The following is a 24,157-nucleotide window of genomic DNA, read 5'->3' as shown; positions in this document are numbered from 1 at the left end:
GCGCTGGAAAGAGACAGATCCGTTTACCCCAGGGTCAAGTTTGTGCCAAAGTCACATCGGATGATGCCGTCATTCATTACAATCGATTAGAGTTGCGTTGACTTTCTCGGTTCATGATCGCAAGAAGGCAGCACAGAAAAATGGAGTTCCGTCGGAAGCCGTGCCCAGTTTCACAACACTTTCTTCCGTAGCAGGAGCCGGGCGGCTATCGCGCCTTTTCCTGTTGTTCAGCGTCATCGCTGCCTCCTTCGCCTTTGCCGCTCCGGCCCGGGCGGAGTTTCGCGTCTGCAACAACACCCAGAATCTGGTGGGTGTGGCGATCGGTTATCGGGCCGATGCGGGCTGGGTCAGCGAGGGGTGGTGGCAGGTGCCTGCCTCTACCTGCGCCACCCTGATCGAAGGGGAACTCCAGTCGCGCTACTATTATCTTTACGCCGAGGACGCCGCACGCGGCGGCCGCTGGACCGGAAACGTCAACATGTGCGTGGCGGAAAACGAGTTCAAGATCGTTGGCGTCGAAGATTGCTTCAAGCGCGGCTATCAGCAAATGGGATTCAAGGAATATGACACGGGCCGCCAGGCAAGCTGGATGGTTCAGTTGTCTGACACGCCAGGGACCGGGGAAGGCCAGAAGTGATGAAGCGCAACCGTAAAGTAAAGATCCTCGCAACGCTGGGGCCTGCCTCGCAGGACGAAGCGATGATCCGCAAGCTGCACGAGGCCGGGGCGGATCTGTTCCGCATCAACATGAGTCATGCAAGCCATGACGTGATGCGAACCCTCATTGGCCGCATCCGCAATGTCGAGGCAGCCTGCGGGCGGCCCATCGGCATTCTGGCCGACCTGCAAGGCCCGAAGCTCCGCGTCGGCAAGTTTGCCAATACCACGGTTGAGCTGAAACCGGGACAAACCTTCACGCTCGACAACAAGGACGAGCCGGGCGACGAAACCCGCGTTTTCCTGCCGCATCCGGAAATCCTGGAAGCGGTCAAGGCGGGCGACCGGCTGTTGATCGATGACGGCAAGCTGCATCTTCGCGCCGACAAGGCCGATGGCAAGAGCATCGTCTGCACGGTTATCGCCGGAACCAGGATTTCCGACCGCAAGGGCGTGAGCCTGCCGGACACGATCCTTGCCACCGGCGTATTGACCGACAAGGACCGTGCCGACCTCGATGCGGTTCTGGCCACCAATGAAGTCGATTGGGTTGCCTTGTCCTTCATCCAGCGTCCGGAAGATCTCGCAGAAGTGCGCAAGATTGCCCGTGGCCGTGTCGGCCTGATGTCCAAGATCGAAAAACCGCAGGCCATCGAACGCATCGATGAAATCATCGAATTGTCGGATGCGCTGATGGTGGCGCGCGGCGATCTGGGCGTGGAAATGCCGCTGGAAGCCGTGCCGGGGCTGCAAAAGCAGTTGATTCGCGCATGTCGCAAGGCAGGCAAGCCGGTGGTCGTGGCTACGCAGATGCTGGAATCGATGATCTCCGCGCCTGTGCCGACCCGTGCTGAAGTTTCCGACGTGGCGACGGCGGTGTTCGAAGGTGCCGACGCAATCATGCTGTCTGCCGAATCGGCGTCCGGCCAGTATCCGGTGGAGGCCGTTTCCACCATGGCGTCCATTGCCCGCACCGTTGAGCGTGAGCCGCATTACCCCGGCATCATCTACGCCCAGCGCCCGCAGCCGGAAGCAACGGGCGCCGACGCCATTTCGCTTGCCGCCCGCCAGATTGCCGAGACGCTGAAGCTGACGGCGATCGTCTGCTATACCTCCTCTGGCACCACGGGCCTGCGTGCCTCGCGCGAGCGGCCGGAGGTGCCGATCCTGGCGCTTTCGCCGGTTATCCAGACGGCAAGGCGGCTTTCCGTGGTTTGGGGCTTGCATTGCGTCGTTTCCGAAGAGCCGACGGACCTGGACGATATGGTCAATCGCGCCTGCCGCATCGTGGTTTCCGAAGAATTCGGCAAGCCCGGCGACCGGTTGATTATCTCCGCTGGTGTGCCGCTCGGCACGCCGGGAGCCACCAATATGCTGCGCATCGCCTATATTGGTCCTGACGGCCTGAGCGGCGTGTAAGCCTGTACGGGAGGGGATGAGCCGGTCGCGGTGAAGCCCGGCCTTTCGCACGTCATCTCCCGAAACGGACCGTCAGCCGCGTGATCGGGTTTATGCGGTTGAAGGGCTGCGCTGCCCGTTTCCGGGACATTATTTGAGAAGGTGGGGCTGCCTCAGGGTAGCCCTTTTTCATTCGAGAGCATTGTTCCGAGAAAAGTGTCTTTGCGGGCTTTCGCCCGGAAATGCGCGAAAACGAAGGCCTGGAGCGCGCGCTATTTAACGCACAAAGGACGATGCAAACCCCTCATCGCGGCGTTCAGTGAAAGGGAGGTCCCTCTGTAAAAAGACTGTAAGGTTGGAGTTTATTGACATTTGCCAAGTGTAAAAAGGCAGTTCCGGCGGGAAATGGGAGGCGGTGCCCCTTCGTTATGATCCTGTGAAAGATACCTGCTTGTATTTCCGGGCTCATAACGACAAAAAGCCCCCGGATTGGTGGCTTTTTATCTATTTCTAATATAGAAATTAGGAAAATAGAAAAAAATATAATTACGTCGTTGAGAAAATTTCTTCTTCAAAATCTTCTCGTTACTGCAATTACCGAAATACAAATTTTGGCTTGCAATGTCAATATTGATCTATTGCTGGTTGTGCCAAAAATGTTGCGTGGTTATGGATGGCTTAACCGACTGTTTGAAGTGCCAATGAAATGGACTCTAAATCGGTTCAAACCCCAAAATCCCGCATTTTTTAGGGGAGGAAACCAAGGGATTGTGCCATTTTTACACCAACTGAGAGTTGATTTTCTCTAAAATCCTAGGGGAGCTGTAAAGAAAATTTTATCGGCGGTGTCACCCTTGCAGAAGGGGAGAGCATCCTTTTGCAGTCATCGGCGGGCGAGGCGTTCCAGGGCCGTGACGGCCAGAGCGTTTGCGGCATAGTCAGGCTTGTGGCCCATGCCGTCCACCCAGATCAACTCTGCCCCGGCAATATCACGGGCCAGCCCCCGTGAATGGATGTCGGCGAGCACGATCCGATCTTCTGTGCCGGAGATGACAACGGTTGGCGCCGTGATGGCGCGATAGAGCGGCGCGGTCGCGGTCACATAGGCATGAAGCCGCGTCACGTCTTCGGCATTATGACGGAAGGTGCGGGGGCGCAGCACCAGATGCGGAGCGGTGGTCGCGATGTAATCCGTCGGGCGCGGGTCGGGTGCAAAGACGCCGCGGGTGGCGCTGTCCAGCCGCAAGCGTCCGGCAAGCGGCACGATGAGGTGGGAAAACAGCCAGCCCAGAACCGGCCGGACCGCCAGCCGGTAATGCCAGTCCACGCCGGTTGGCCATGGGTGGGTTGCCGGTGCAAGAAATAGCAGACCGCGTGTTTTTTCCGGGTGGAAGAGGGCAAAGCTTGCCGCAATGGCGCCGCCGAAGGAGTGCCCGACAATGATAGCCTGGGCAATGCCCAGCCGGTCCATGGCATCGGCAAGCGCCTTTGCCTGTCCGTCCGGGGTGGCGTTTTGCGGCCCGCCGCGTTCGGAATAGCCGTGGCCTGGCCGGTCGATGAAGAGAAGCTCGGCGCGGCCCCGCAAGGGCTCAAGAAAAGCGCCCGCCTGATCCCGCAGATTGCCGCTGGCGCCGTGGATGAAGACAATGGGCGGCAGATCGGGATTTGGCCCTGCGGCAACATGCAGGACATTGAGTTTGAGATGTCCCAGATCGATCAATCGGCCCGTATTAGGGTAGCGTTTCTCGATCAGGCGGGTGAAGAGGCGCGAATGCAGCCAAAGCCCGGCGGCGGCGGCAAGCAGCAGGCTCGCGATCATCGCGACGGTCACAAGGAGCATCAGTCAATCCATCTCACGTCCGGGTTCCGGACAGTTTTTCGGAAAGCGTGGAGACGGCTTCCTGTGCGGCCCTGTCGGCGGGATAGATGGAAAGATAATCCTGCCAGGCTTGCAGGGCCTTGGCATCCCGGCCCATGTCGGTGAGAATCGTCGCCAGGCTGGAGAGCGCGGCGAAATGCCGTGGTTGAAGCTGAAGGGCATGGTTCAGGTCGGAGACCGCCTTGCCATAATTGTCCATGGCGTAATGCAAGGTGGCGCGGCGATACCAGACTTCGGCGTAATCCGGCTTCAAGACGATGATCTGATCAAGAAAATCCAGCGCCGCGGCATTGTTCTTCTTTTTGATGGCGTCTGCGGCCCATTGCATCAAAAGATTTGCCGTAGCGCTGCCGGAATCACCCCAGGCCGCCTGAATGGCGCCGCTAATGACCTTGGCGCTGTCGGGTTTACGTTCGCGCTTCAGCTCGTCCAGTAACTCTTCCACCGGCTTCTGCGCCAGGGCGGCAGCATCAGACGACTCGATCCTTTCAATATCCGCCGGCTTGTCGAGCGCGTGCGCGGCAAAGGTCGGAAGCCCGCAAAGCAGGAGAGGGGCGAGGCACATGGCAGGTGTGAAACGAAAAAGGCGCATGGAAGATAACCTATCTTCCATGCGCCTTTATTCAAACCAAAATTTACAGTCTCATCATTCATTCACCACCAATTGACATGGCAGTGAAAGCAGCCTCAGCCCTGGCGAGCCTTGAAACGCGGGTTCTGCTTGTTGATGATGTAAACGCGGCCCTTGCGGCGAACCAGACGGTTGTCGCGGTGACGAGCCTTCAGCGCTTTCAGCGAGTTCTTGATCTTCATTTTTCGATCCGCATGGTTGCCAGGGAACCATGCGGTTCCACCGGTGTCTCTTACATAGAAAAGCGCGCCTTGGGGCGCACTGTTTCAGGGTTGGTGGGCTCATAGCCCGTGAGCTGCCGGAATGTCAACCGCTATCGCGGGTTTTCCGGCATTTTCTGCCGCTTTTACCGGGGAAGAAGTTGCGTCACATGCCCCATTTTCCGGCCGGGGCGGGCCTCGCTCTTGCCATAGAGATGCACAAGGACATTGTCTGTCACAAGCCATTGCGGCACGGCATCCACATCGTCACCGATAAGGTTGGTCATGATGCAGTCGCTGTGGCGGGCCGGATTCCCAAGCGCCATTCCGGCCACGGCGCGCATATGCTGCTCGAACTGGGAAATCACGCAGGCCGCTTCCGTCCAGTGGCCGGAATTATGCACGCGCGGGGCCATTTCATTGGCAACCAGCCGCCCATCGGCCATCAGGAAGAATTCGATGCCGACCACGCCGACATAATCCAGCCCTTCGAGCAGCCGGGTTGCGGCAAGCCGGGCAGCCTGCGCCGTTTCGCCGGAAATGCGGGCGGGCAGGGTGGAGGTGTGGAGAATGCCGTTCAGATGTACATTTTCCGCCGGATCGTAGCAGGCGATGTCTCCCGCCGCAGTCCTTGCGGCGATGATGGAGATCTCACGCTCAAAGGCAATGAAGCCTTCCAGAATGAGGGGAACGCTTCCCAGCGCCTCATAGCCGCCGGTGGCGTCGTCGCCCTTGCGGTAAACGCGCTGGCCCTTGCCATCATAGCCAAGACGGCGTGTCTTCAGCACGCCTTCGCCGCCAAAGGCATCGAGGGCGGCGATCAGCTCCGCCTGGCTGTCCACGGCGCGGAAGGGCGCGGTGGCGATGCCGTTTTCGTTGAGAAACTGCTTTTCGCTCAGCCGGTCCTGCGAGACGGCCAGTGCTTTGGGCGGCGGAAAAACCGGCACGCGCGCGGCGAGGCTTTCGGCAGCCGCCACCGGCACGTTTTCGAATTCATAGGTCACGACGTCGCAGCAGGCGGCAAGCTCGGCAAGGGCGGCGGGATCGTCATAATCTGCAACGATCTGGCGGGATGCGAGCTGGGCGGCAGGACAATCGGACTGCGGCTCGAGAATCACGGTTTTCAGCCCGAGCCGGGCTGCTGCCATGGCCAGCATACGGCCAAGCTGGCCGCCGCCGACGATTCCAATGATATGTGCTTGCTGGGTGGAGGTCATCACGCTTCGTCTGTGGGATATTCGGCGACGGCTGCCGCCTGGGTGTCGATCCAGTCGTCCAGCCGGTCGGCCAGATCCTCGTCATGAATGGCCAGAACGCGGGCCGCCAGCAATGCGGCATTGACCGCGCCAGCCCGGCCGATGGCCAGCGTTCCCACCGGAATGCCCGCCGGCATCTGCACGATGGAATAGAGGCTGTCGAGCCCGGACATGGTCTTGGACTGCACCGGCACGCCAAATACCGGCAGCGGGCACAAGGAGGCGACCATTCCCGGCAGGTGGGCCGCGCCGCCCGCGCCGGCTATCACCACCTGGAAGCCTTCGGAGCGCGCCCCCTTGGCAAAGGCATACATCCGGTCAGGTGTGCGGTGGGCCGAAACGATGCGCGCCTCATAGCTCACACCCAGGGCATCCAGCGTATCGGCGGCGTTCTTCATGGTTTCCCAGTCGGACTGGCTGCCCATGATGATGGCGACGGGGGGTCTTTCGTCCTGCATGGTCAGCCTCTCCTCCTCAGGCGATGATGTCGGGAATGACCTGATCTTCCAGCTTGGTGATCTTGTCCTTGATGGCCAGCTTCTTCTTTTTCATCCGCTGAACCCGAAGCGCGTCGCAGCCCACCTGGACCATGGCGTTGATGGCGGCATCATAGTCTTCGTGTTCCTGGCGAAAGCGCGCGAGTTGCAGCCTGATTTCGGCCTGTTCCTGATCCGCCATAGTCACCAGTCCCCCGTTTTTTGCCGCTCGGCCTTTGTCATGCCGTTCCTGCGTGGAATCGGCAAGCTCCTATCACCAAACATCGATAACGGGAAGTCGGCGCAGCCGCGATTTTCAGCGCTCTTGTGCCGCTTTCATGCCGCATTTGGCGCTGTAGCCGAATGTCCGGCGTGGCGGCGGCGCAATCTTGAATGGTTCCGGCACAGAATTTCCCGCTTTCGTTCACGCCCTGTGCCAAGGCTGTTCACGTTTCGTAAAGGACACCAAAATGTCGCGTAATTTCCCGGTTTTCACCTTAGACAATCGGGGGTCTTCATGTCACACTCCCGTCGTAAACCAAGAAGCTCCAGCATTGGAAGCTGGAGGTAGACAAGAAGGAAGGACTGATCAAATGACCATTCAGGCTCATCTTGACTCACTCGCAAAGAAGCATGGTGCTCTGGAGGAGAAGCTCCATGCCGCCCTTTCCTCTCCCTCGTCCGATGACAATGAAATTCTGGAAATCAAGCGTTTGAAATTGCGTATCAAGGATGAAATAGAGCGTTTGAAAAAGACGCGGCATTAAACCGTTCAAGGTTATTCCCTTCATGCTTTCCCGATGAAGACAGCGTTCTTAGAGCACTTCCGGTGAACACGGGTTCACCTGCAATGCTCTAACTTCTTGTTTCGGCGCATTTCCGGACGCAAAACCGACTACACTTTTGCTGGAAATGCTCTAAATCATCAGTGGAAAGCATCGCGTATTGCGTCTCAAACATCTTTTCCTGCCAGCCAGCCCCGGAGATCTTTGTCTTCGGGGCTTTTTTATGCCCAGAACTGGTCGAGCCACAGGTTCATGCCGGTAAAGCCGGACGTATTCACGGCATAGATGCGCTTTGTGCCCTGGTTTGTCACTGTCACCAGATTGCACTCCAGCAAGGCCTTGAGGTGCTGGGAAACGGCCGGGCGGCTGATGGGAAGGCCCTGGGCAAGATCGTTGACCGTGCGCGGCGCGCGGCGCAATTCCTCCAGCAGGTGACGGCGATTGGGATCGGCAATGGCGGCGAAAGGATCAGGTGAGGTCATGGGCAGCCAGAATGGAGAAAATCTTCCCGCAAAGCTACTGCCGCGTTGCAGCAATTGCAATCCTGCCGTGATTGAGATTTTTCTGAAATTACGGGTTTCCGCCTTGCGGCAGTGATTGGCCGCTTTGCGACATGCGTTACAGTCCGTCGAAGGCGAGTTTCAGCCCGGCCAGCAGCGTCAGGCCGTATACAAGCGGATAGAAGGTGGCGGCCGACAGGCGGCGCACGATCCACGCACCGATCATGGTGGAAACGAGGGCGAGCGGCAGAAGGGCCAGCGAAAGGCGGGCATTGCCGAGGTCGAGCTGGCCAAGCGCGATATAGGGAATGAGCTTGACGGCATTCATGATGGCAAAGAAGCGCACGCTGGCGCCGGTATATTGCTTCGGGTCGAGCTTCAGCGGCAGGGCGTAGATTTCAAAGGGCGGGCCGCCCGCATGGGCCACGAAGCTGCCATAGCCGGAAAGGCTTCCCCAGAAGCTGGCCTTCAGGCCGTTATGCCGTGCGGCAGTGCCATCGTCATGAGATACGCCTCGCAGCCGCTTGAGAAAATAGCGCCCGGCAAAGACGATGGTAATGATGCCCAGCACCAGCCGCATGGCGGAAGCGGGCACCAGCGCGGAGGTTGCCCAGCCCAGGAAAATGCCGAAAAGCGCGCCCGGCAGCATCAGGAGCAGTGTGCTGCGGTCGTTATGGTGCCGCCAGGCATAGAGCGCCACCCAGTCCATGACGATGAGAATGGGCAGCATGATGGCGGCGGCCTGCAAGGGCGGCATGGCCAGCGCCAGAATGGGAACGCCGATCAGGCCGAATGCGCCGCCAAGCCCGCCCTTGGAAAGGCCGACGAGAACGACTGCGGGGATGGCGACGGCAAGGAAATGCAGGTCTAGGGGCATTCTGGCTCACGGAACTGGCGTTGGCCGCCGTTGAAACATAAGGGGGATGCAACGAAACAAGCGCTGAAGCATGTCGCATCGGAGCCTTTTCTCCGCGACCCGCCTTTCGCGGTGTTGATCCTTTTGTCAGTCCGGTCTATCGGATTTCCATGCGCGGGGCGAGAGTTGTCTTGCCTCCACCAGACAAGATACGGATATTCCATGACCGGGCCTGAAAATCGCTGCCGCCTCGTTCTCATTCTGCCGGACCTGCCCGATGGCCCCGCCGATTACGCCCGCATGGTTGCCGATGCGTTGCGCGGCGGCGACGTGGCTTCGGTGATCGTGCCGCAATATGGCCTGAACGATCATGATTTCCAGGCGCGGGCCGAAGAGGTCGTGCCGGTCATCCAGCAGGCGGGCGCCGCTGCATTGGTGGTCGATAACAGCCGCGTGGCCGGTCGCGCCCGTGCCGATGGCCTGCATGTGACCGGAAAGGCCGATGTGCTGGCCGAGATGGTGGAGAAATTCACGCCCAAGCTGATCGTCGGTGTCAGCGGCCCCATGGACCGGCATCAGGCTCTCGAGGTTGGCGAGATCGGGCCGGACTATATCTTCTTCGGCAAGCTGGACGGTGACATCAAGCCGGAGGCGCATTCGAAAAATCTTGCGCTCGGCGAATGGTGGTCGGCCATGATCGAAATTCCCTGCATCGTCATGGGCGGCACCGATGTGCAATCGGCGCTGGCGGTGGCCGAGAGCGGCGCGGAGTTTGCCGCCCTGTCACGGGCGATTTTTGCCGAGCCGGCGCGTGCGGCCTCGCTGATTGCCGAGGTAAATGCCCTGCTTGACGAAAAAGCGCCACGGTTTGCAGATTGAACCCTTTCATGTCGCTTCGTCAGCCCTTGAAAACGCCCGGATTTGTTTTTTGCGCATTGCTGTGTCTTGCGCCGCCCGTCGCCCATGGTCAGCAGCAGGATGCCACGCCGCTCGAAGCGCCGGGGCAGGGTGAAAAGCCGGGGCCGGACTTGCCCGACGGGCTGATCGTGGTTCCGCCGCCTTCGGGGGAAATGGGCAAGGTGGAGCGGCCCAACAGTGGAGAACGTCAGGCGGCAGGCGGCATTACGCTGATGGAGCGCATGGGCGTGCCCCTGCCGGATCTGCCGCCGGAAAAAGCCTATACCGGCAAGATCGACGAGGCCTATGGCGCGTTTCAGCGCGGCCTGTTCGGCACGGCCTTCGACAAGGCCTTGCCGCGCGCGCAGGCTGGCGATGCATCGGCCCAGACCCTGCTTGCCGAACTGATCAGCCGGGGCCTTTCGGTGAAGCGCGACGACAAGACGGCGGCCTTCTGGTATGGCGAGGCGGCCAAGGGAGGTGATCCCGCCGCCATGTTCAAATATGGCTTGATGCTGATGGAGGGACGGGCCGTCGCCGCCGACCGCCCCCGCGCCGAAGACTTCATGCACAAGGCCGCCGACGCGGGCAATGCGTCGGCGGCCTTCAACTGGGGCCAGATTCTGGTTTCGAAAAATCCCGGCGACAAGGGGCTCAGACTGGCCTTGCCCTATTACGAAAAATCGGCAGCCCAGGGCATTGCCGATGCGCAATATGCCGTTGCGCAGATTTATCACCGTCTGCCGGGCCTGACCGATGACAAGCGTGCCATGGCGCGTTCCTATCTGGAGCGGGCAGCCCGCTCCGGTTTCGATACCGCGCAGCTGGATATGGGCATCTGGCTGATAAATGGCATTGAAGGCGCGCCGGATCTGGAAAACGGTTTCCGCTGGCTGCGCATTGCCGCTATTCGTGGCAATGTGGCGGCGCAAAACCGCCTTGCCCATGCTTATGTGCTGGCGCTGGGCACAAGGCCCGATCCCGTCGAGGCGGCAAAGTGGTTCATTTTGTCGCGGCGGGCGGGCCTGAACGATGCCGAGCTTGAGGATTTCTATCTCGGCCTGCCGGATGAGCAGCAGAAACAGGCCATGGACGCGGCCAACAAATTCCGCGCCAGCCAGCGGGCCTCGCGTCAGGCCAGCCGTGAACAGGCGGCCGAGCAGGACAGGGCCAAGGCGGCATCCGCGGCCCACAAGCCCGACGAGGTGAAGGATCTTCCCGGCGTCTCGCTCGACCCGTCGGCTGCCGACAATGCCGATCCGGAAGCGCCTTTGCCCGCCGATAAGCCGGCAACGGCAAAGGCCGGGGCGTCCACCCCTTGAAATCCGGCTGTTTTTGTGGTCTTGAACCCGCCTGTCGCTGATCGGCGACCTTCTCTGCCGCGCCCTGGCCCCGCCCTGGCGCAGGCCACGGCGAAATCGAGACATCAAGGATAAAGAAACATGGCCCGCTCAGCCCTTCTCAATGTTATGGTTCAGGCCGCGGTCAAGGCGGGCAAATCCCTGACGCGCGATTTCGGTGAAGTGCAGAACCTTCAGGTATCCGTGAAGGGGCCGGGTGATTTCGTGTCGCAGGCCGATATGAAGGCAGAGCGTCTGGTGCGCGAGGAGCTGTTGAAGGCCCGCCCGACATACGGCTTTCTGGGCGAGGAAGGCGAGGAGATCAAGGGCACGGATGGCGCGCATCGCTGGATCGTCGATCCGCTGGACGGCACGACCAATTTCCTGCACGGCATTCCGCAATTCGCCGTTTCCGTCGCGCTGGAGCGTAATGGCGAGATCGTGGCGGGCGTCGTGTTCAATCCGGCGACGGATGAACTTTACACGGCTGAAAAGGGCGGCGGCGCCTTCATGAACGATCGCCGTATCCGCGTTGCGGCCCGCCGCGTGCTGTCCGATTGCGTGATTGGCTGCGGCATTCCCCATCTTGGCCGTGGCAATCACGGCAAGTCGCTGATCGAACTGAGGCATGTCATGGGCGAGGTCGCTGGCATTCGCCGCATGGGCGCGGCCGCGCTGGATATGGCCTATGTGGCCAGCGGACGTTTCGATGGTTTCTGGGAAAATGGCCTGAACGCCTGGGACGTTGCAGCCGGTGTGCTGCTCATCCGCGAGGCGGGCGGCTTTGTGAGCGATTTCAAGGGCGGTCCAGACGCCGTTGGCACGGGCGAGGTGGTTGCCGGCAATGAATACATCCAGAAAGCGCTTCTGGAGGTTATCAACCGTCCGCTGCCGAAAGCCTGATCCCGAGGCACTTTTGCTGCGCAAGGGACGTTTGTTGCGCAAGTGTTTGAAAAGCCACCGCCCTGCCGGTGGCTTTTTGCGTTTGCGTGCAAAACCGGTTTCGATTTGAAACATTATACAGTAGGGTCGCCACGAATATCGACAGGTCCGCAGCCTTGTGCGGCCAGCCGAAAGGATAATGAAGCCATGGCAGATGTGACGGAGATGCGGGTGGACGCACCGGATGAAGCGCGCGCGCGGATGGGGGCGAGATTGTCCAGCCCCGCGCCGATAATTCTGACAATGCTGATCTTCCTCATTCTCGTGGGGTTCATCGCCGCCATTCTCTACCGGCAGGCCGAGCAGGCCTTTCTGACCAATCCGGGGCTGAACGGTTTCATTCTCGCTGTTCTGGCGGTGGGGGTCCTGCTGATCTTCGTCCACATTATCGGCCTGATCGGCGAGGTGCGCTGGTTCAACCATTTTCAGGCGGTCGGCGAAATCGAAAAGGTGGGCCGTGAGCCCAAGCTTCTGGCGCCGATGCGCGCGCTTCTGGGCAAGCGCCGCTCCATAGGCGTTTCTGCCACGCTGCTTCGCTCCATTCTGGATTCGATCGCCACCCGGCTGGATGAAGCGCGCGACACCAGCCGTTATCTCATCGGTCTTCTGGTGTTTCTTGGGCTGCTCGGCACCTTCTGGGGTCTGATTGGCACGATCGGCTCGATCAGCTCGGTGATCCAGTCGCTCGATCCCGGCAGCGGCGAGGGCGCGGATATTCTCCAGACACTGAAGAACGGGCTGGCCGCGCCGCTTTCCGGCATGGGAACGGCCTTTTCCTCCTCGCTGCTTGGCCTGTCCGGCTCGCTTATTCTGGGCTTTCTCGATTTGCAGGCGGGGCGCGCCCAGAACCGTTTCTACACGGAGCTGGAAAACTGGCTTTCCTCCGTCACGGAAGATGGTCCCGAGCATGGCGAGCGCGGCAAGGGCGCACTTTCCTCCGATCAGTTCAACCGGATGATGGAGCAGCTGAACCGGCTGTCGCAACAGGGCGGCGACCGTTCTCCGGCGGCCATTTCCGGTCTGGCGGAAAGCATTCAGGGCCTGGTGAAAAACATGCGCAGCGAGCAGCAGATGCTGCGCGACTGGATCGAGGCGCAGCAGGAAGATGCGCGCGCCATGCGCAAGACGCTGGAGCGGCTGAACGACAAGCTGGAGAGCAAGTAATGGCGCTGTCGCGCAATCGCAGGCGGGAAAAGGGCGGAGATTACTGGCCGGGTTTCGTGGACGCGCTCTCCACCCTGCTGATCGCCATCATGTTTCTGCTGACCGTATTTGTCGTGGCGCAATTCGTGCTGAGCCGGGAAATCACCGGCAAGGACGAGGTGCTGACGCGGCTCAACAGCCAGATTGCCGAGCTGACCCAGGCGCTGGCGCTGGAAAAAAGCGGCAAGCAGGATCTTGAGGATATGCTTGCCAATCTGCAATCCTCGCTTGCCCAATCGGAGACCGAGCGGTCCCGCCTGCAAAGCCTGCTGGAGAGCGGCAGCGGCACGCAGGCGCAATCGGAAGCGAAAATCAACGACCTTTCCGGCAAGCTGAACGAGGAACAGCAGGTCAGCGCCCGCGCCATGAGCCAGATCGAGCTGCTGAACCAGCAGATTGCCGCGCTGCGCGCCCAGATCGCCGCCGTGGAACAGGCGCTTCAAGCCTCGGAAGCCAAGGATCAGGCCTCGCAAACCAAGATCGCCGATCTTGGGCGGCGGTTGAACGTGGCGCTGGCGCAGCGCGTGCAGGAGTTGAACCGCTACCGCTCGGACTTCTTCGGGCGGCTTCGGGAAATCCTTTCCGACCGGCAGAATATCCGTATCGTCGGGGACCGTTTCGTTTTCCAGTCGGAGGTTCTGTTCCCCTCCGGCGGCGCGGACCTCAACCCGCAAGGGTTGGATGAAATGGCAAAGCTTGCCACGGCGCTGGTGGACCTTGCCCGCGAAATTCCACCCGACATCAACTGGGTTCTGCGGGTCGATGGCCATACGGACAATGTGCCGCTTTCCGGCACGGGCCGCTATCCGGACAATTGGGCGCTGTCTTCGGCGCGGGCGATTTCGGTGGTGAAGTTCCTGATTTCCAAAGGCGTTCCCGCCGACCGGCTGGCGGCGGCAGGGTTTGGCGAGTTCCAACCCATCGCCCCCGGCGACACGCCGGAAGCCCGCAGCCAGAACCGCCGCATCGAGCTGAAGCTGACGGAGAAATAAGGCATTTCCAGACGATGTGGGCGCGGGCTTTGGTCGCTGTTGCCATCCTTATCCAGCCATCAACTTTGCCTTGCAAAGTTTTGACGTTTTCGTAAGAGTAAACGAAACCGTTTCCGGGAGGAGAGATGGACGCGTTCGATGTGATTGTCGTCGGGGCAGGGCTTGCCGGTCTTGTCGCGGCCACCGAGGCTGCATCGCGGGGGCTGAAGGTGTGCCTCGTCGATCAGGAGGGAGAGCAGAACCTTGGGGGGCAGGCCTTCTGGTCCCTCGGCGGGCTGTTTTTTGTCGATAGCCCCGAGCAGCGGCGAATGCGGGTGAAAGACAGTCTGGAACTGGCCCGGCAGGACTGGTTCGGCGCGGCCGGTTTCGACCGGGCGGAGGATTTCTGGCCCCGGCAATGGGCAGAAGCCTATCTGGATTTTGCCGGGGGTGAAAAGCGCTCCTGGCTGCATGGCCTTGGAATGCGCTGGTTTCCCGTGGTCGGTTGGGCTGAGCGCGGCGGCGCTCTGGCCGATAGCCATGGCAATTCCGTGCCGCGCTTTCACGTCACCTGGGGAACGGGGCCGGGGGTGCTGGAACCCTTCGTCAAGCTCGCCCATAAACTTTCGGCAGAAGGGCGACTTGTTTTGCGCTTCCGCCATCGGGTGGACCGGCTGACGGTGACGAATGGACACGTCACCGGCATCTCCGGTGTGCTGCTGCCGATCGATGGCGTGGGACGAGGCGAGGCCAGCAGCCGCGAGGTGGTGGGAGATTTCGCCTATTCGGCGCAGGCGGTGATCGTCGCTTCCGGCGGCATCGGCGGCAATCACGCGCTGGTGCGCCGCAATTGGCCGGTGGACCGGCTGGGCGAGCCGCCACCCTTCATGGTTTCAGGCGTTCCAGCGCATGTGGACGGGCGCATGATGGCGATTTCGCAGGAGGCGGGCGCCAGGATCATCAACCCCGACCGCATGTGGCATTATACCGAGGGCTTGAAGAATTTTGATCCTATCTGGCCCAATCACGGCATTCGCATTTTACCCGGACCCTCATCCTTCTGGTGCGACGCCGATGGACATCGGCTGCCGGCACCTGCCATGCCGGGCTTCGATACGCTGGAAACGCTGAAAATCCTGCGCCAGCGCAAGAGTGACTATAGCTGGTTCATTCTCACCAAGGACATTATCCGCAAGGAATTTGCCCTGTCCGGTTCGGAGCAAAATCCCGATCTCACCGGCCGCAATATCCCCCTGCTGTTGAAGCGGCTGGGCAAGGAGCCGCCGGGGCCGGTCAAGGCCTTCATGGAACAGGGCGAGGATTTTGCCGTTCGCGGCACGCTTGAGGAACTGGTGACGGCGATGAATGCCATAACCGGCGAAAACCGGCTGGATGCTGCTCATCTGCGCCAGCAGATCGAAGCACGGGATGGGCAATTGACCAATCCCTTTGCCAAGGATGCGCAGGTGACAGCCATTCGCGGCGCCCGTAACTATCTGGGCGACAAGCTGATGCGTACCGCCCGCCCGCACCGGCTGCTCGACCCCGACCATGGGCCGCTGATTGCCGTACGCCTGCATATTCTGACCCGCAAGACATTGGGCGGGATCGAAACGGATCTCGATGCGCGGGTGCTGGGCAGCGACGGCAATATCGTCCCCGGCCTTCATGCCGTGGGTGAAGCTGCCGGTTTTGGCGGCGGCGGAATGCATGGCTATAAGGCACTGGAAGGCACGTTTCTGGGCGGCTGCCTGTTCTCAGGCCGGGTCGCGGGCAAGAGCGTGCTGCGCTGACCCGTCCAGGCCAGCGCATTTCCTGACGGAAAACCGCTGAGCACTTTTCCTGGAAAAGCTTTTACTCCACCCCCGCCATCCTGTCCTCGTCGCTGGCATGGAATTGCAGCCGGGCAAGCTTGGCATAAAGGCCGCCATCGCGGATCAGGCTTTGATGGGTGCCCTGTTCCACCACCCGGCCGTCATCCACCACCAGAATGCGATCGGCCTTCAGGACAGTGGCAAGGCGGTGGGCGATGACCAGTGTGGTGCGGTTCTGCATCAGTTCATCGAGCGCCTTTTGCACCAGCGTTTCGCTTTCGGCATCCAGCGCCGAGGTCGCCTCGTCCAGCAGCAGCACCGGTGCATCCTTGAGGATTGCTCTGGCAATGGCGATGCGCTGACGCTGACCGCCGGAAAGGGTAACGCCGCGTTCGCCGACCCGGCTGTCATAGCCCTTGTCCAGCTTGTCGATGAATTCCGCGGCCTGCGCAGCGCGCGCTGCGGCAATCACCTGCTCGCGGCTGGCGTCCGGGCGGCTGAAGGCGATGTTTTCATGCACCGTACCTGAGAAGATCGTGACATCCTGCGGGACGATGGCAAGGCGTTGGCGCAGCGCGTCAAGATCGACGTTGCGAATATCCTTGCCATCAAGGCAGATACGGCCGCTTGCCGGATCGTAAAAGCGCAGGATCAGCGAGAAGATCGTGCTTTTGCCAGCCCCTGACGGGCCAACGATGGCCACGGTCTCGCCGCCGCGAACGGAAAAATCGAGCCCCTTCAGCGCCGAACGCCCCGGACGGCTGGGATAGGCAAAATGCAGGTTTTCGAAGCGGACCTCGCCCAGCGGCGGTTGCGGCAAAAGCTCCGGCGTTTCCGGTGAGCGGATGGGTGAAATTTCGGCGATCAGTTCCATGAGCCGTTCGGCAGCTCCGGCCGATTGCATAAGCTCTCCCCAGACTTCGGAAAGCTGCCCAAGCGAGCTTGCGGCAATAACAGAATAAAGAACGAACTGGCTGAGCGTTCCGGCCGAAAGCGTGCCGTTCAGCACTGATTGCGCGCCATACCAGAGAACGCCCGCAATGCTGCCGAAGACTAGCGTGATGGCAACGCCGGTCAGCACCGCACGCGCCTTTACCGCTTTGCGGGCCGCCTGGAACGCATCTTCGACGGCGCGACCATAACGCGCCTCTGCGGCAGCTTCGGCGTTGAAAGCCTGAACCGTGCGGCTGGCGCCAATGCTTTCACCGGCAAAGGCGCTGGCCTCTGCCAGACAATCCTGCGCGGCGCGCGAGCGGCGGCGCACGGAGCGGCCAAAGGCAATCAACGGAAACACGATGACCGGAATGGCGGCCAGCACCATGACCGAAAGTTTCGGGCTGGTATAGATCATCATGACCACAGCCCCCAGACACATGATGGTGTTGCGCAGCGCAACGGACGCGCTGGCGCCGACCGCCGATCTGATTTGCGTGGCATCCGCCGTCAGCCGCGAGACGATTTCCCCCGACTGGTTGATGTCGTAAAATGCGGGGGAGAGGCGCGTCACATGCGAAAATACTTCGCGACGCAGATCCGAAACGATCCTGTCGCCGATGGTGATGACATAATAATAGCGCATGGCGCTGGAGACGGCCATGACCAGCGCCAGCACGATGACCATGGCGAAATAATCGTTGATAAAGCTGGCGTCCTGCGAGGCAAAACCATGATCGATCATGCGGCGAACGGCAAGCGGCAGCGCAAGGGTCGTGACAGCCGCGAGCGCCAGAAAGAACAATGCCGCCAGCGCCATGCCGCGATAACGAAGAAGATAAGGGTTGAGCCTTGAAAGCGGCTTGAGACTTCTGGATTTTCTAGGCTCGGCTGCGGCTTGTTCCAACTCTCTTCCCTCCACATTCACATACAGCGCCGTGCGTTTTATCAAACGCACAAAAGACGCTGTAACACTTTAAAACTGCTGCATGATTTCCACCTTAAATCGATTCCGGTTTAAGGAATTATGCAGTAGCGCTTTCCGCCCTTGCCCGGCAGAACCCGCAGGGGCCCGCTTGATGCGGCGGGGGCCTTGTTATCTTTGTCACCTTCATGTATAGGCAGCCCATCGAATTGGGAAGCCGTGGCCTGATCGGACTACGGCTTCATTTATTAAAAAGGGTCGGCTGACGCAATTGCGGCATATTGGACCCCAACGGCACAGCAGGAATACGTCATGAAGGCTAGCATTCATCCCGACTACCACAAGATCAAGGTCGTCATGACCGACGGTACCGAATACGAAACCTACTCCACCTGGGGTTCGGAAGGTGCCGTGATGAACCTGGAAATCGATTCCAAGTCACATCCGGCCTGGACCGGCGGCAACCAGCAGCTCATGGACCGCGGTGGCCGCGTTTCCAAGTTCAACAAGCGCTTCGGCGGCCTCGGCCTCTGATCCGCGCTTCAGGCCTGCAATGGAAAGATCGATGGCGGTCTTTCCAGCCTTGCGGCTGATTGGCGGGAATTTTAAAGCCGGAGCGTTTGCTCCGGCTTTTTTCATGCCTGCTGTGTTTACGCCTTGCGGCCGGGCGACTGACCGAAACACTTCACCCACAATGCGGCAACGAAAAGCCCGGCGCTGAAAGACAGGCCGGGCTGGATAATCAAATAGGAGGCGTGAAAACGGCTATCAGCTCGCGTTGAAGGCGGTGCGCAGCAGGTTGAGCTGCGCCTGAACGCTGTTTTCGTTGTCGGGAACGATTTCCTGATCCGCCGGGCGATAGATCTCACGATCCAGCAGGGCAATGCGATTTTGCAGGCGCAACGAGCGCTCGATCAGATCCCGGAAACCTTCGGGAAGATCACCCCAGCCGGGCGCATTTTTATCGACGTTGAAGCCGTCGAGGCGCACCTTGCTTTTTTCCGACAGCACCTGCTCGCGCGACATTTCGCCGTTGTTCACGGCGCGTTGCAGCAGAAGCCAGGATGCCATCTGCATCAGGCGGGTGGTGAGCCGCATGGATTCGGCAGCATAGAGCACCGAGGCCATGCGCGGCAAAACCTTTGCAGCCGCGCGGCCAGGGCCATCGAGATAGGCGGCAGTCTCTTCGACGAGGCCCATGCCTTCAGCATAAGTGGCCTTGAATTGCGACGATGAGGCAACGCGCCCGGCAAAACTTACCGTATTCAATCCGAGTTCAGACATCGGCATTATCCCTGTCTTATACCATCGCTCTCAGTGATGAATGCGCCATGGCAGCGTTTGGTTTCCTGAGCGGGAAACGGATCGCCTTGCCAGGCCGTTCCATCACATGTCTGGTATTACGCATCACAAATCAGGTCGGCGGCGATCAACGGGTCTGTTCCGCCTTTCCATTGAGGCCACGATGCTACCATTAGCGCAAAACCGCAAGCTGTTTATTAAGAAAGGGTTAATTCCCACAGTTTTACATAAAACAGCGTCAAAGCAAAAAAAGAGCCGCAGAAGCGGCTCTCAAGGTAAAACAGGGAGAAAAATCAGACCAATTCGCCAAGCGGTGAAACTGCCTGAATCCAGAAGAACTGGATGTATTTTATAATTACTGATAAGGCTTAACAAAAGGTTAATACTGGTACAATAATAGACGTTGATGCCCCCGGCGAAATGCGTTGCTGCAAGCGCGTTCGATACAATACAGTAACGCGCCGCTGTAATATTCTGGATCATATTTCTCAGGGTTTGCGCGAAAACAGCGCCTCGGCGGCCATCCGGCCCTCTGCCTTCGTTGAAAGGGCGGTTTTCAGGCGCTCGATCTCCTGTTCCACCAGGGTGATTCGCAGTTTCAACTCATCGGCGGAGAGCAGCGACAGGTCGGAGCCGATGACATGGTCGCTCTTGCGGGGTGGGCGTTCTTCTTCCATGGCGGCTTTCTTTCTTATGACCTTGCGCCCGTTGCCCGGTCTGTTTCGCCAGATCCGTTCTTGGGCGCGCGCGGATCGAGTTTGGCCGATTGCGGCGTGGTGGCAATCTGCGAGACACCGGCGCTGGCAAGGCCGAAATTGGGCTTTGCCTCTGCCGGGCGAGAGGCGCGCATACGGCTGCGGATCAGGGCGTAGGCAAACAGCAAGAGATGCGCCACGGCGGTGACGGCAAACAGGGCGTGAGGCCCGAACCAGGTCATGACCGGGCCGCCAAGCGTCGGGCCGATAATGGTGCCGATGCCGTACAGCAACAACAACCCGCCGGAGACTTTGACGAAATCGCCGCTGTCGGCGAAGTCATTGGCGTGGGCCACTGCAATGGGATAGAGCGAGTTTGCCGCAGCGCCATAAAGCGCGACGATGGGAATGAGCAGTATTGCCGCCTGCGGGCGGAAGATGATGAGCAGCAGGGCTGCGAGAAAGCCAACGAGGGCAATCGCGGCCAGCACGTAACGGCGGTCGGTCATGTCCGAAAGACGGCCTGCGGGAAATTGTGCGGCGGCCCCAGCAAAAATGGTGATCGACAGCATTGTGGCGATGGTCGCATCGGGCAGGCCGACACGCGAGGCGAACACAGCCCCCAAGGTGCCATAAGCGCCATTGGCAATGCCGATCAGCAGAATGCCGACACAGGACACCGGCGAGTTGCGGTAGAGTTTCCGAAGATCGAGTTTCACGGATTTGAGCGGCTGCGGCGAGGCCGCCGTGGAAAGCGTGGTGGGCAGCATGGCGAGGCAGTAGAGAATGCCGCAGATCATGAAGAGGATGGTGGAATGGACATTGCCAAAGGCCACCATCATCTGGCCGCCAACCGCGCCGAACAGCGTGACGGAAATGTAGAAGGAAAAAATCGCCCCACGGCTTTCATTGCTGGCGCGCTCGTTCAGCCAGCTTTCGATAATCATCGACGTGCCGGCGGTGCAGAAGCCGGTCAGCGCCCTGAGCGCCACCCAGCTATGCTGTTCCACGACCATGCCCGTCAACAGCGCAATGATGGCAATCAGCGCAATGAAACTTGAAAAGGCGCGCACATGGCCAATGCGCATCACCAGCTTTGGCGCAAAAAAGCACCCCAGAACAAAGCCGCTTGCCCAGGCTGTTCCAAGAAAGCCAAGGACTTCGTTGGAATAGCCTTCCGCCGAGCCGCGCACCGGCAAAAGCAGACTGTGCAGCCCGTTGCCAAGGAAGAGAAACAGCGTGCCGAACAGCAGGGAAAGGACTGGCAGGATTTTTCTGGTCATGCTTACCACTTCATTTTGTGCGGATGCCCACACACCCGGTAGCGTTTCAGCATTTCATGAAAATATTGAAAGGCTCTAAATCTTTTATGTCCTGAATTCGCAGGCGAAGGCGCTTCAACGTTTCTCAGGATCGTGTTTCGGTTCATATTGCAACGGAATTTCAACAAGGTGAACGACAGGTTTACCTGCCTGAGGCGATCTTGCGGCTGTCAGGGTTTCGCGTAATCGTGGCGGTCCTATGAAACTTTCGCAAAAAATTGGGGTCGCATGACCAAGGCTGTTGCTGCCTTTCTTATTCTGGCCATGGCGGCGCATCACATCCGCCCCTTTGGCCTGCCGGGTTTGCAGGCGCGGCGGGATTTCTGGAGGCTTGCGCTTGTGGCCTTTGTCATCTGGACGCTGGATTTGCTGCTGCGGCCATGAATTCGATTTTGGGCTTATACCAAGGGCCATTGAAAATGACCCTTGGTATTTGATCATTTCCAGGGAAAAGGTCGTTACGGTTTTCCGTGAGCCTGGGCGGCGTCGAGCAGGCCAGCCAGAACATCGCTCTGCGCCAGCATTCCCACCAGCTTGTTGTTGTCGTTGACCACGGGCAGGTGGTGCAGACCGGTTTGTGCGAAAAGGGCTATTGCCTCGCTGAGGGCCGTTTGCGCGCTGACGCATCTGACCGTCGTTGTCATGATGTCCCTGGCTGTGCCATTGGGCGCTGGTGCGCCATCCAGCGCCAAGGCCATGCGACGGCCAAGACCGATAACCGGACGGCCTTTTGCCCAACTCACCTTGCCCAGAAAATCGCCCTGCGTGACCACGCCAAGAATGCGTGCCGTGTCATCGGTCACGGGAAGAACATGCAATTGGCTGGCCCGCAAGGCCCGCAGAACCTCGGTCAACGAAGCGTCGGGCGAGAGTGCAGGTGGCGCAGGCGTCATCAGGCCGGCGCATTGCAGATGACGGGTGCGGCGGGTGAGGGCGCGCAGTTCCGTGCGGCGCAGAATGTATTCCAGATCATCCGCATCGATGTCGAGAATGGCATCGTAATCCCTGAGAACAGCATCGAGGTCGCTGCGTTCGAAGCCAATGCCGTTGATCTCCGCCGCAGCCATGGTGGTGTGTCGATGGGGATAACGGCGCCCGACAAGACGATTATAGACAAGGGCTGTGGCAAGCAGGGCCAGCGAGTTGGCGGCAACGGGCCAGAGGACGAAAAAATAGCCGAGATCATGGACGGCCTTGCCGCCAAGCACGGCGGTGAGCGCGACGGCGCCGCTTGGAGGGTGCAGACAGCCGAACGAGATCATCAGGGCAATGGACAGCCCGGCAGCAAGAGCAGCGCCGATAACCGGATCGCCGACAAAGCGCGCCACGGTAACGCCCACAAGGGCAGCGCAGAGATTGCCCGCCAGCAAGGACCAGGGTTGGGCAAGCGGACTTGCTGGGACGGCAAAAAGCAGCACCGACGAGGCGCCCATCGGCGCGATCAGAAAGGGCAGGCTGGCGCTTTCACCGCCAAGGGGCCAGATGCCGATCATGCCCGTCACGAAAATCCCGATCAAGGCGCCTATGGCTGAACGCGCCTGCTCCCGATAGCTGATCGGGGCGGTGTCTGGCTTGAGCCTGCGGACAAAGGACAGGTAGGTTGAGGCGGGCATGAAGGCTCCTGCGTGAGGGGGGCAAAGCATCGGACCGAAAAGTGGGAACCGGTTTTCGGGTCATCCGATGCGTGAAAAAAAGCCATCGGACCGAAAAGTGGGAACCGGTTTTCGGATCATCCGATGCGTGGAAGAAACCATCGGACCGAAAAGTGGGAACCGGTTTTCGGATATGACCCGTTTGGTAAGAGGGGATCGGCCCTGCCAAAAGGGTGTCCAATCTCTCCCGAGCTGGCCATGTGCCATCAATGGCTGGAGCAGCTTGCCTCCGAAACATGTCTCGGGAAGGCAGGAAAAAGGGGAGATGAAAAGCGCCGTTGCTTTCCGGTCTATGTGCGAAATCCTGCGCCGCGCGTCAAGGGGCGGGTGTGCCGGGCATATGCCTGGGCGATCATGGAGGCGTTTCGGAAAGCATTGTAAAGGCACGAAAAAAGGGAGGTGCTTGCCCCTCCCTTTATCAAGACCTGCATTGCTGCGGGGAGTTGGGCCTTGTTCAGGCAGCCTTTTCCAGATCCTGCTTCCAGGCGCCGGTTGCGGCAAGGCTGTTCATGCGCGAACGATGCGTGAAGGCGCGCTGACCGGCGGCGACATTTTCCGACCGTCCTGCCCAGGCTTTGAGCGCGGTATCCTGAAGGGCGCGTCCGTAGGAATAGGTAAGCTTCCAGGGCAGGTCATAGCCGGAATTCATGGCCGAGAGATGCGCCGTGGCCTCTTCCGTGGACTGGCCGCCGGAGAGGAAGGCGATGCCCGGTACGGCGGAGGGAACGGTTGCCTTGAGAACGCGAACGGTCTCGGCGGCAACCTGCTCGATGGAGGCCTTGCGGGCGTTTTTGCCATCGATGACCATGTTCGGCTTCAGGATCATGCCTTCCAGCTTGACGCGGGCGTCATAGAGATCGGTAAAGACGGTGCGCAGAACCCACTCGGTCACTTCGGCGCATCGTGCGATGTCGTGCGTGCCCGGTGCGCCATCCATCAGCACTTCCGGCTCGACGATCGGCACGATACCGGCTTCCTGACACAGGGCGGCATAACGGGCCAAAGCCTGCGAGTTGGCCTTGATGGAGCCCCAGGTGGGCAGGCCATCGGCAATGGCAATGACGCCGCGCCACTTGGCAAAACGCGCACCGGCCTTGTAATAATTGGCAAGGCGCTCTCTCATGCCATCGAGGCCCTCGGTGATGGTTTCACCCGGAAAAGCGGCCATTGGCTTGGCGCCGACATCCACCTTGATGCCGGGAATGGAGCCGGCAGCCTTGATGAGATCGACGAAAGGCGTGCCGTCGGCAGCCTTCTGAAACAGCGTCTCCTCGAACAGGATGACGCCGGAGATGTATTTCTTCATGGCTTCGTCGGCGCGGAACAGCATTTCGCGATAATCGCGGCGGCTCGTTTCCGTGGATTCCAGACCAATCGTGTCGAAGCGCTTTTTGATCGTGGACGTCGATTCGTCCGCTGCCAGAAGTCCCTTGCCATCAGCCACCATGGCAATGGCGATGTCTTCCAATCGTTCACTCATGTCCATTCTCCCAAAAACCTTACGACAGGTTTCGCCTAACAGA

Annotated in this window: 26 protein-coding genes; 12 read left to right on the top strand and 14 right to left on the bottom strand. The window is 60.0% G+C overall.

Annotated features, from left to right (window positions below; genetic code table 11):
* The first annotated feature begins 160 nt into the window (after window positions 1-160).
* Together T424_RS0111925 and pyk are read left to right on the top strand one after the other, a co-directional pair.
* Window positions 161-637, top strand: coding sequence for a DUF1036 domain-containing protein (locus T424_RS0111925; RefSeq protein ID WP_027487933.1), 477 nt, complete (start codon window positions 161-163; stop codon window positions 635-637).
* Window positions 637-2,076 (top strand): pyruvate kinase, encoded by a 1,440-nt coding sequence (gene pyk, locus T424_RS0111920; protein ID WP_027487932.1) that lies wholly within the window; start codon window positions 637-639, stop codon window positions 2,074-2,076. The genes T424_RS0111925 and pyk overlap by 1 nt, the downstream gene beginning before the upstream one ends.
* An 862-nt stretch (window positions 2,077-2,938) precedes the next feature.
* Here the strand turns inward: pyk and T424_RS20875 are convergent.
* From T424_RS20875 to T424_RS0111890, 6 genes are all read right to left on the bottom strand, one after another.
* Window positions 2,939-3,895, bottom strand: coding sequence for an alpha/beta fold hydrolase (locus tag T424_RS20875; protein ID WP_051558949.1), 957 nt, complete (start codon window positions 3,893-3,895; stop codon window positions 2,939-2,941).
* A 13-nt stretch (window positions 3,896-3,908) separates the two neighbouring features.
* Window positions 3,909-4,526: a tetratricopeptide repeat protein gene (locus T424_RS0111910; RefSeq protein ID WP_245269525.1), complete on the bottom strand. Its 618-nt coding sequence runs from the start codon at window positions 4,524-4,526 to the stop codon at window positions 3,909-3,911.
* Between the two features lie 95 nt (window positions 4,527-4,621).
* On the bottom strand, window positions 4,622-4,747 hold the full coding sequence (gene ykgO, locus T424_RS0111905) for a type B 50S ribosomal protein L36 (RefSeq protein WP_003497670.1): 126 nt from the start codon (window positions 4,745-4,747) through the stop codon (window positions 4,622-4,624).
* Window positions 4,748-4,911: 164 nt separating this feature from the next.
* Window positions 4,912-5,982 carry a 5-(carboxyamino)imidazole ribonucleotide synthase gene (locus T424_RS0111900; protein WP_037067522.1) on the bottom strand — a complete coding sequence of 357 codons (1,071 nt, stop codon included), beginning with the start codon at window positions 5,980-5,982 and terminating at the stop codon, window positions 4,912-4,914.
* The gene (gene purE, locus T424_RS0111895) at window positions 5,982-6,479 is read right to left on the bottom strand and encodes a 5-(carboxyamino)imidazole ribonucleotide mutase (RefSeq protein ID WP_027487929.1); all 498 of its coding nucleotides are present in this window, start codon (window positions 6,477-6,479) and stop codon (window positions 5,982-5,984) included. Before purE ends, T424_RS0111900 begins: the two co-directional genes overlap by 1 nt.
* A 16-nt stretch (window positions 6,480-6,495) precedes the next feature.
* Window positions 6,496-6,699 carry a YdcH family protein gene (locus T424_RS0111890; RefSeq protein ID WP_027487928.1) on the bottom strand — a complete coding sequence of 68 codons (204 nt, stop codon included), beginning with the start codon at window positions 6,697-6,699 and terminating at the stop codon, window positions 6,496-6,498.
* A gap of 391 nt (window positions 6,700-7,090) precedes the next feature.
* Between T424_RS0111890 and T424_RS22095 the strand changes: the two genes are divergently transcribed.
* Window positions 7,091-7,264, top strand: a complete 174-nt coding sequence (locus tag T424_RS22095; RefSeq protein ID WP_037067520.1) for a YdcH family protein — start codon at window positions 7,091-7,093, stop codon at window positions 7,262-7,264.
* A gap of 239 nt (window positions 7,265-7,503) precedes the next feature.
* Here T424_RS22095 and T424_RS0111880 read toward each other — a convergent pair whose 3' ends face one another.
* Together T424_RS0111880 and T424_RS0111870 are read right to left on the bottom strand one after the other, a co-directional pair.
* Complete coding sequence (locus tag T424_RS0111880) at window positions 7,504-7,764, bottom strand: ArsR/SmtB family transcription factor (protein WP_027487927.1); 261 nt, start codon at window positions 7,762-7,764, stop codon at window positions 7,504-7,506.
* A gap of 136 nt (window positions 7,765-7,900) precedes the next feature.
* Window positions 7,901-8,659 carry a sulfite exporter TauE/SafE family protein gene (locus tag T424_RS0111870; RefSeq protein ID WP_027487926.1) on the bottom strand — a complete coding sequence of 253 codons (759 nt, stop codon included), beginning with the start codon at window positions 8,657-8,659 and terminating at the stop codon, window positions 7,901-7,903.
* A 201-nt stretch (window positions 8,660-8,860) separates the two neighbouring features.
* On the opposite strand from T424_RS0111870, the gene T424_RS0111865 reads away from it, so the two are divergent.
* The 6 genes from T424_RS0111865 (at window position 8,861) to T424_RS0111840 (ending at window position 15,784) form a co-directional block, all read left to right on the top strand.
* Window positions 8,861-9,517: a thiamine phosphate synthase gene (locus tag T424_RS0111865; RefSeq protein WP_027487925.1), complete on the top strand. Its 657-nt coding sequence runs from the start codon at window positions 8,861-8,863 to the stop codon at window positions 9,515-9,517.
* Between the two features lie 8 nt (window positions 9,518-9,525).
* Window positions 9,526-10,857: a tetratricopeptide repeat protein gene (locus T424_RS20865; protein WP_051558948.1), complete on the top strand. Its 1,332-nt coding sequence runs from the start codon at window positions 9,526-9,528 to the stop codon at window positions 10,855-10,857.
* Between the two features lie 120 nt (window positions 10,858-10,977).
* Window positions 10,978-11,778: an inositol monophosphatase family protein gene (locus T424_RS0111855; RefSeq protein ID WP_027487924.1), complete on the top strand. Its 801-nt coding sequence runs from the start codon at window positions 10,978-10,980 to the stop codon at window positions 11,776-11,778.
* A gap of 186 nt (window positions 11,779-11,964) precedes the next feature.
* Entirely contained in the window at window positions 11,965-12,981 is a 1,017-nt protein-coding gene (locus T424_RS0111850; protein ID WP_027487923.1) for a hypothetical protein, read from the top strand.
* The gene (locus T424_RS0111845; protein WP_027487922.1) at window positions 12,981-14,012 is read left to right on the top strand and encodes a peptidoglycan -binding protein; all 1,032 of its coding nucleotides are present in this window, start codon (window positions 12,981-12,983) and stop codon (window positions 14,010-14,012) included. The genes T424_RS0111850 and T424_RS0111845 overlap by 1 nt, the downstream gene beginning before the upstream one ends.
* Before the next feature lie 125 nt (window positions 14,013-14,137).
* Window positions 14,138-15,784 (top strand): FAD-binding dehydrogenase, encoded by a 1,647-nt coding sequence (locus tag T424_RS0111840; protein WP_027487921.1) that lies wholly within the window; start codon window positions 14,138-14,140, stop codon window positions 15,782-15,784.
* A 61-nt stretch (window positions 15,785-15,845) separates the two neighbouring features.
* Here T424_RS0111840 and T424_RS0111835 read toward each other — a convergent pair whose 3' ends face one another.
* Entirely contained in the window at window positions 15,846-17,645 is a 1,800-nt protein-coding gene (locus T424_RS0111835; RefSeq protein ID WP_037067517.1) for an ABC transporter transmembrane domain-containing protein, read from the bottom strand.
* Window positions 17,646-17,975: 330 nt separating this feature from the next.
* Between T424_RS0111835 and rpmE the strand changes: the two genes are divergently transcribed.
* Entirely contained in the window at window positions 17,976-18,197 is a 222-nt protein-coding gene (gene rpmE / locus T424_RS0111830) for a 50S ribosomal protein L31 (RefSeq protein WP_027487919.1), read from the top strand.
* Window positions 18,198-18,431: 234 nt separating this feature from the next.
* Here rpmE and rcdA read toward each other — a convergent pair whose 3' ends face one another.
* Window positions 18,432-18,947, bottom strand: a complete 516-nt coding sequence (gene rcdA, locus T424_RS0111825) for a protease adaptor protein RcdA (protein WP_027487918.1) — start codon at window positions 18,945-18,947, stop codon at window positions 18,432-18,434.
* A gap of 106 nt (window positions 18,948-19,053) precedes the next feature.
* Here rcdA and T424_RS22550 point away from each other — a divergent pair, with 106 nt between their 5' ends.
* Entirely contained in the window at window positions 19,054-19,320 is a 267-nt protein-coding gene (locus T424_RS22550) for a hypothetical protein (RefSeq protein WP_154664892.1), read from the top strand.
* 133 nt (window positions 19,321-19,453) lie between these two features.
* Here T424_RS22550 and T424_RS0111820 read toward each other — a convergent pair whose 3' ends face one another.
* Both T424_RS0111820 and T424_RS20860 read right to left on the bottom strand, forming a co-directional pair.
* On the bottom strand, window positions 19,454-19,642 hold the full coding sequence (locus tag T424_RS0111820) for a DUF1192 domain-containing protein (RefSeq protein WP_027487917.1): 189 nt from the start codon (window positions 19,640-19,642) through the stop codon (window positions 19,454-19,456).
* A 14-nt stretch (window positions 19,643-19,656) separates the two neighbouring features.
* Window positions 19,657-20,943, bottom strand: a complete 1,287-nt coding sequence (locus tag T424_RS20860; protein ID WP_037067514.1) for an MFS transporter — start codon at window positions 20,941-20,943, stop codon at window positions 19,657-19,659.
* A gap of 267 nt (window positions 20,944-21,210) precedes the next feature.
* On the opposite strand from T424_RS20860, the gene T424_RS22870 reads away from it, so the two are divergent.
* Window positions 21,211-21,366: a hypothetical protein gene (locus tag T424_RS22870; RefSeq protein WP_169737298.1), complete on the top strand. Its 156-nt coding sequence runs from the start codon at window positions 21,211-21,213 to the stop codon at window positions 21,364-21,366.
* A 74-nt stretch (window positions 21,367-21,440) separates the two neighbouring features.
* On the opposite strand, the gene T424_RS0111805 is transcribed toward T424_RS22870, so the two are convergent.
* Window positions 21,441-22,595, bottom strand: coding sequence for an HPP family protein (locus tag T424_RS0111805; protein ID WP_027487916.1), 1,155 nt, complete (start codon window positions 22,593-22,595; stop codon window positions 21,441-21,443).
* Between the two features lie 493 nt (window positions 22,596-23,088).
* Complete coding sequence (locus tag T424_RS0111795) at window positions 23,089-24,114, bottom strand: class I fructose-bisphosphate aldolase (protein ID WP_027487914.1); 1,026 nt, start codon at window positions 24,112-24,114, stop codon at window positions 23,089-23,091.
* Between the last annotated feature and the right edge of the window lie 43 nt (window positions 24,115-24,157).

This window comes from Allorhizobium undicola ORS 992 = ATCC 700741, from assembly GCF_000621665.1.
GTDB classification, from domain to species: Bacteria; Pseudomonadota; Alphaproteobacteria; order Rhizobiales; family Rhizobiaceae; genus Allorhizobium; species Allorhizobium undicola.
Note: the sequence above shows the minus strand (reverse complement) of the source record. Positions and strands in the feature narration are given on the sequence as shown.

Coding starts and splice junctions, on each gene's coding strand:
- pyk (WP_027487932.1), top strand. CDS start 637: ATGAAGCGCAACCGTAAAGTAAAGATCCTCGCAACGCTGGGGCCTGCC.
- T424_RS20875 (WP_051558949.1), bottom strand. CDS start 3,895: ATGCTCCTTGTGACCGTCGCGATGATCGCGAGCCTGCTGCTTGCCGCC.
- T424_RS0111910 (WP_245269525.1), bottom strand. CDS start 4,526: ATGCGCCTTTTTCGTTTCACACCTGCCATGTGCCTCGCCCCTCTCCTG.
- ykgO (WP_003497670.1), bottom strand. CDS start 4,747: ATGAAGATCAAGAACTCGCTGAAAGCGCTGAAGGCTCGTCACCGCGAC.
- T424_RS0111900 (WP_037067522.1), bottom strand. CDS start 5,982: ATGACCTCCACCCAGCAAGCACATATCATTGGAATCGTCGGCGGCGGC.
- purE (WP_027487929.1), bottom strand. CDS start 6,479: ATGCAGGACGAAAGACCCCCCGTCGCCATCATCATGGGCAGCCAGTCC.
- T424_RS0111890 (WP_027487928.1), bottom strand. CDS start 6,699: ATGGCGGATCAGGAACAGGCCGAAATCAGGCTGCAACTCGCGCGCTTT.
- T424_RS22095 (WP_037067520.1), top strand. CDS start 7,091: ATGACCATTCAGGCTCATCTTGACTCACTCGCAAAGAAGCATGGTGCT.
- T424_RS0111880 (WP_027487927.1), bottom strand. CDS start 7,764: ATGACCTCACCTGATCCTTTCGCCGCCATTGCCGATCCCAATCGCCGT.
- T424_RS0111870 (WP_027487926.1), bottom strand. CDS start 8,659: ATGCCCCTAGACCTGCATTTCCTTGCCGTCGCCATCCCCGCAGTCGTT.
- T424_RS0111865 (WP_027487925.1), top strand. CDS start 8,861: ATGACCGGGCCTGAAAATCGCTGCCGCCTCGTTCTCATTCTGCCGGAC.
- T424_RS20865 (WP_051558948.1), top strand. CDS start 9,526: ATGTCGCTTCGTCAGCCCTTGAAAACGCCCGGATTTGTTTTTTGCGCA.
- T424_RS0111855 (WP_027487924.1), top strand. CDS start 10,978: ATGGCCCGCTCAGCCCTTCTCAATGTTATGGTTCAGGCCGCGGTCAAG.
- T424_RS0111850 (WP_027487923.1), top strand. CDS start 11,965: ATGGCAGATGTGACGGAGATGCGGGTGGACGCACCGGATGAAGCGCGC.
- T424_RS0111845 (WP_027487922.1), top strand. CDS start 12,981: ATGGCGCTGTCGCGCAATCGCAGGCGGGAAAAGGGCGGAGATTACTGG.
- T424_RS0111840 (WP_027487921.1), top strand. CDS start 14,138: ATGGACGCGTTCGATGTGATTGTCGTCGGGGCAGGGCTTGCCGGTCTT.
- rpmE (WP_027487919.1), top strand. CDS start 17,976: ATGAAGGCTAGCATTCATCCCGACTACCACAAGATCAAGGTCGTCATG.
- rcdA (WP_027487918.1), bottom strand. CDS start 18,947: ATGTCTGAACTCGGATTGAATACGGTAAGTTTTGCCGGGCGCGTTGCC.
- T424_RS22550 (WP_154664892.1), top strand. CDS start 19,054: ATGTCTGGTATTACGCATCACAAATCAGGTCGGCGGCGATCAACGGGT.
- T424_RS0111820 (WP_027487917.1), bottom strand. CDS start 19,642: ATGGAAGAAGAACGCCCACCCCGCAAGAGCGACCATGTCATCGGCTCC.
- T424_RS20860 (WP_037067514.1), bottom strand. CDS start 20,943: ATGACCAGAAAAATCCTGCCAGTCCTTTCCCTGCTGTTCGGCACGCTG.
- T424_RS22870 (WP_169737298.1), top strand. CDS start 21,211: ATGACCAAGGCTGTTGCTGCCTTTCTTATTCTGGCCATGGCGGCGCAT.
- T424_RS0111805 (WP_027487916.1), bottom strand. CDS start 22,595: ATGCCCGCCTCAACCTACCTGTCCTTTGTCCGCAGGCTCAAGCCAGAC.
- T424_RS0111795 (WP_027487914.1), bottom strand. CDS start 24,114: ATGAGTGAACGATTGGAAGACATCGCCATTGCCATGGTGGCTGATGGC.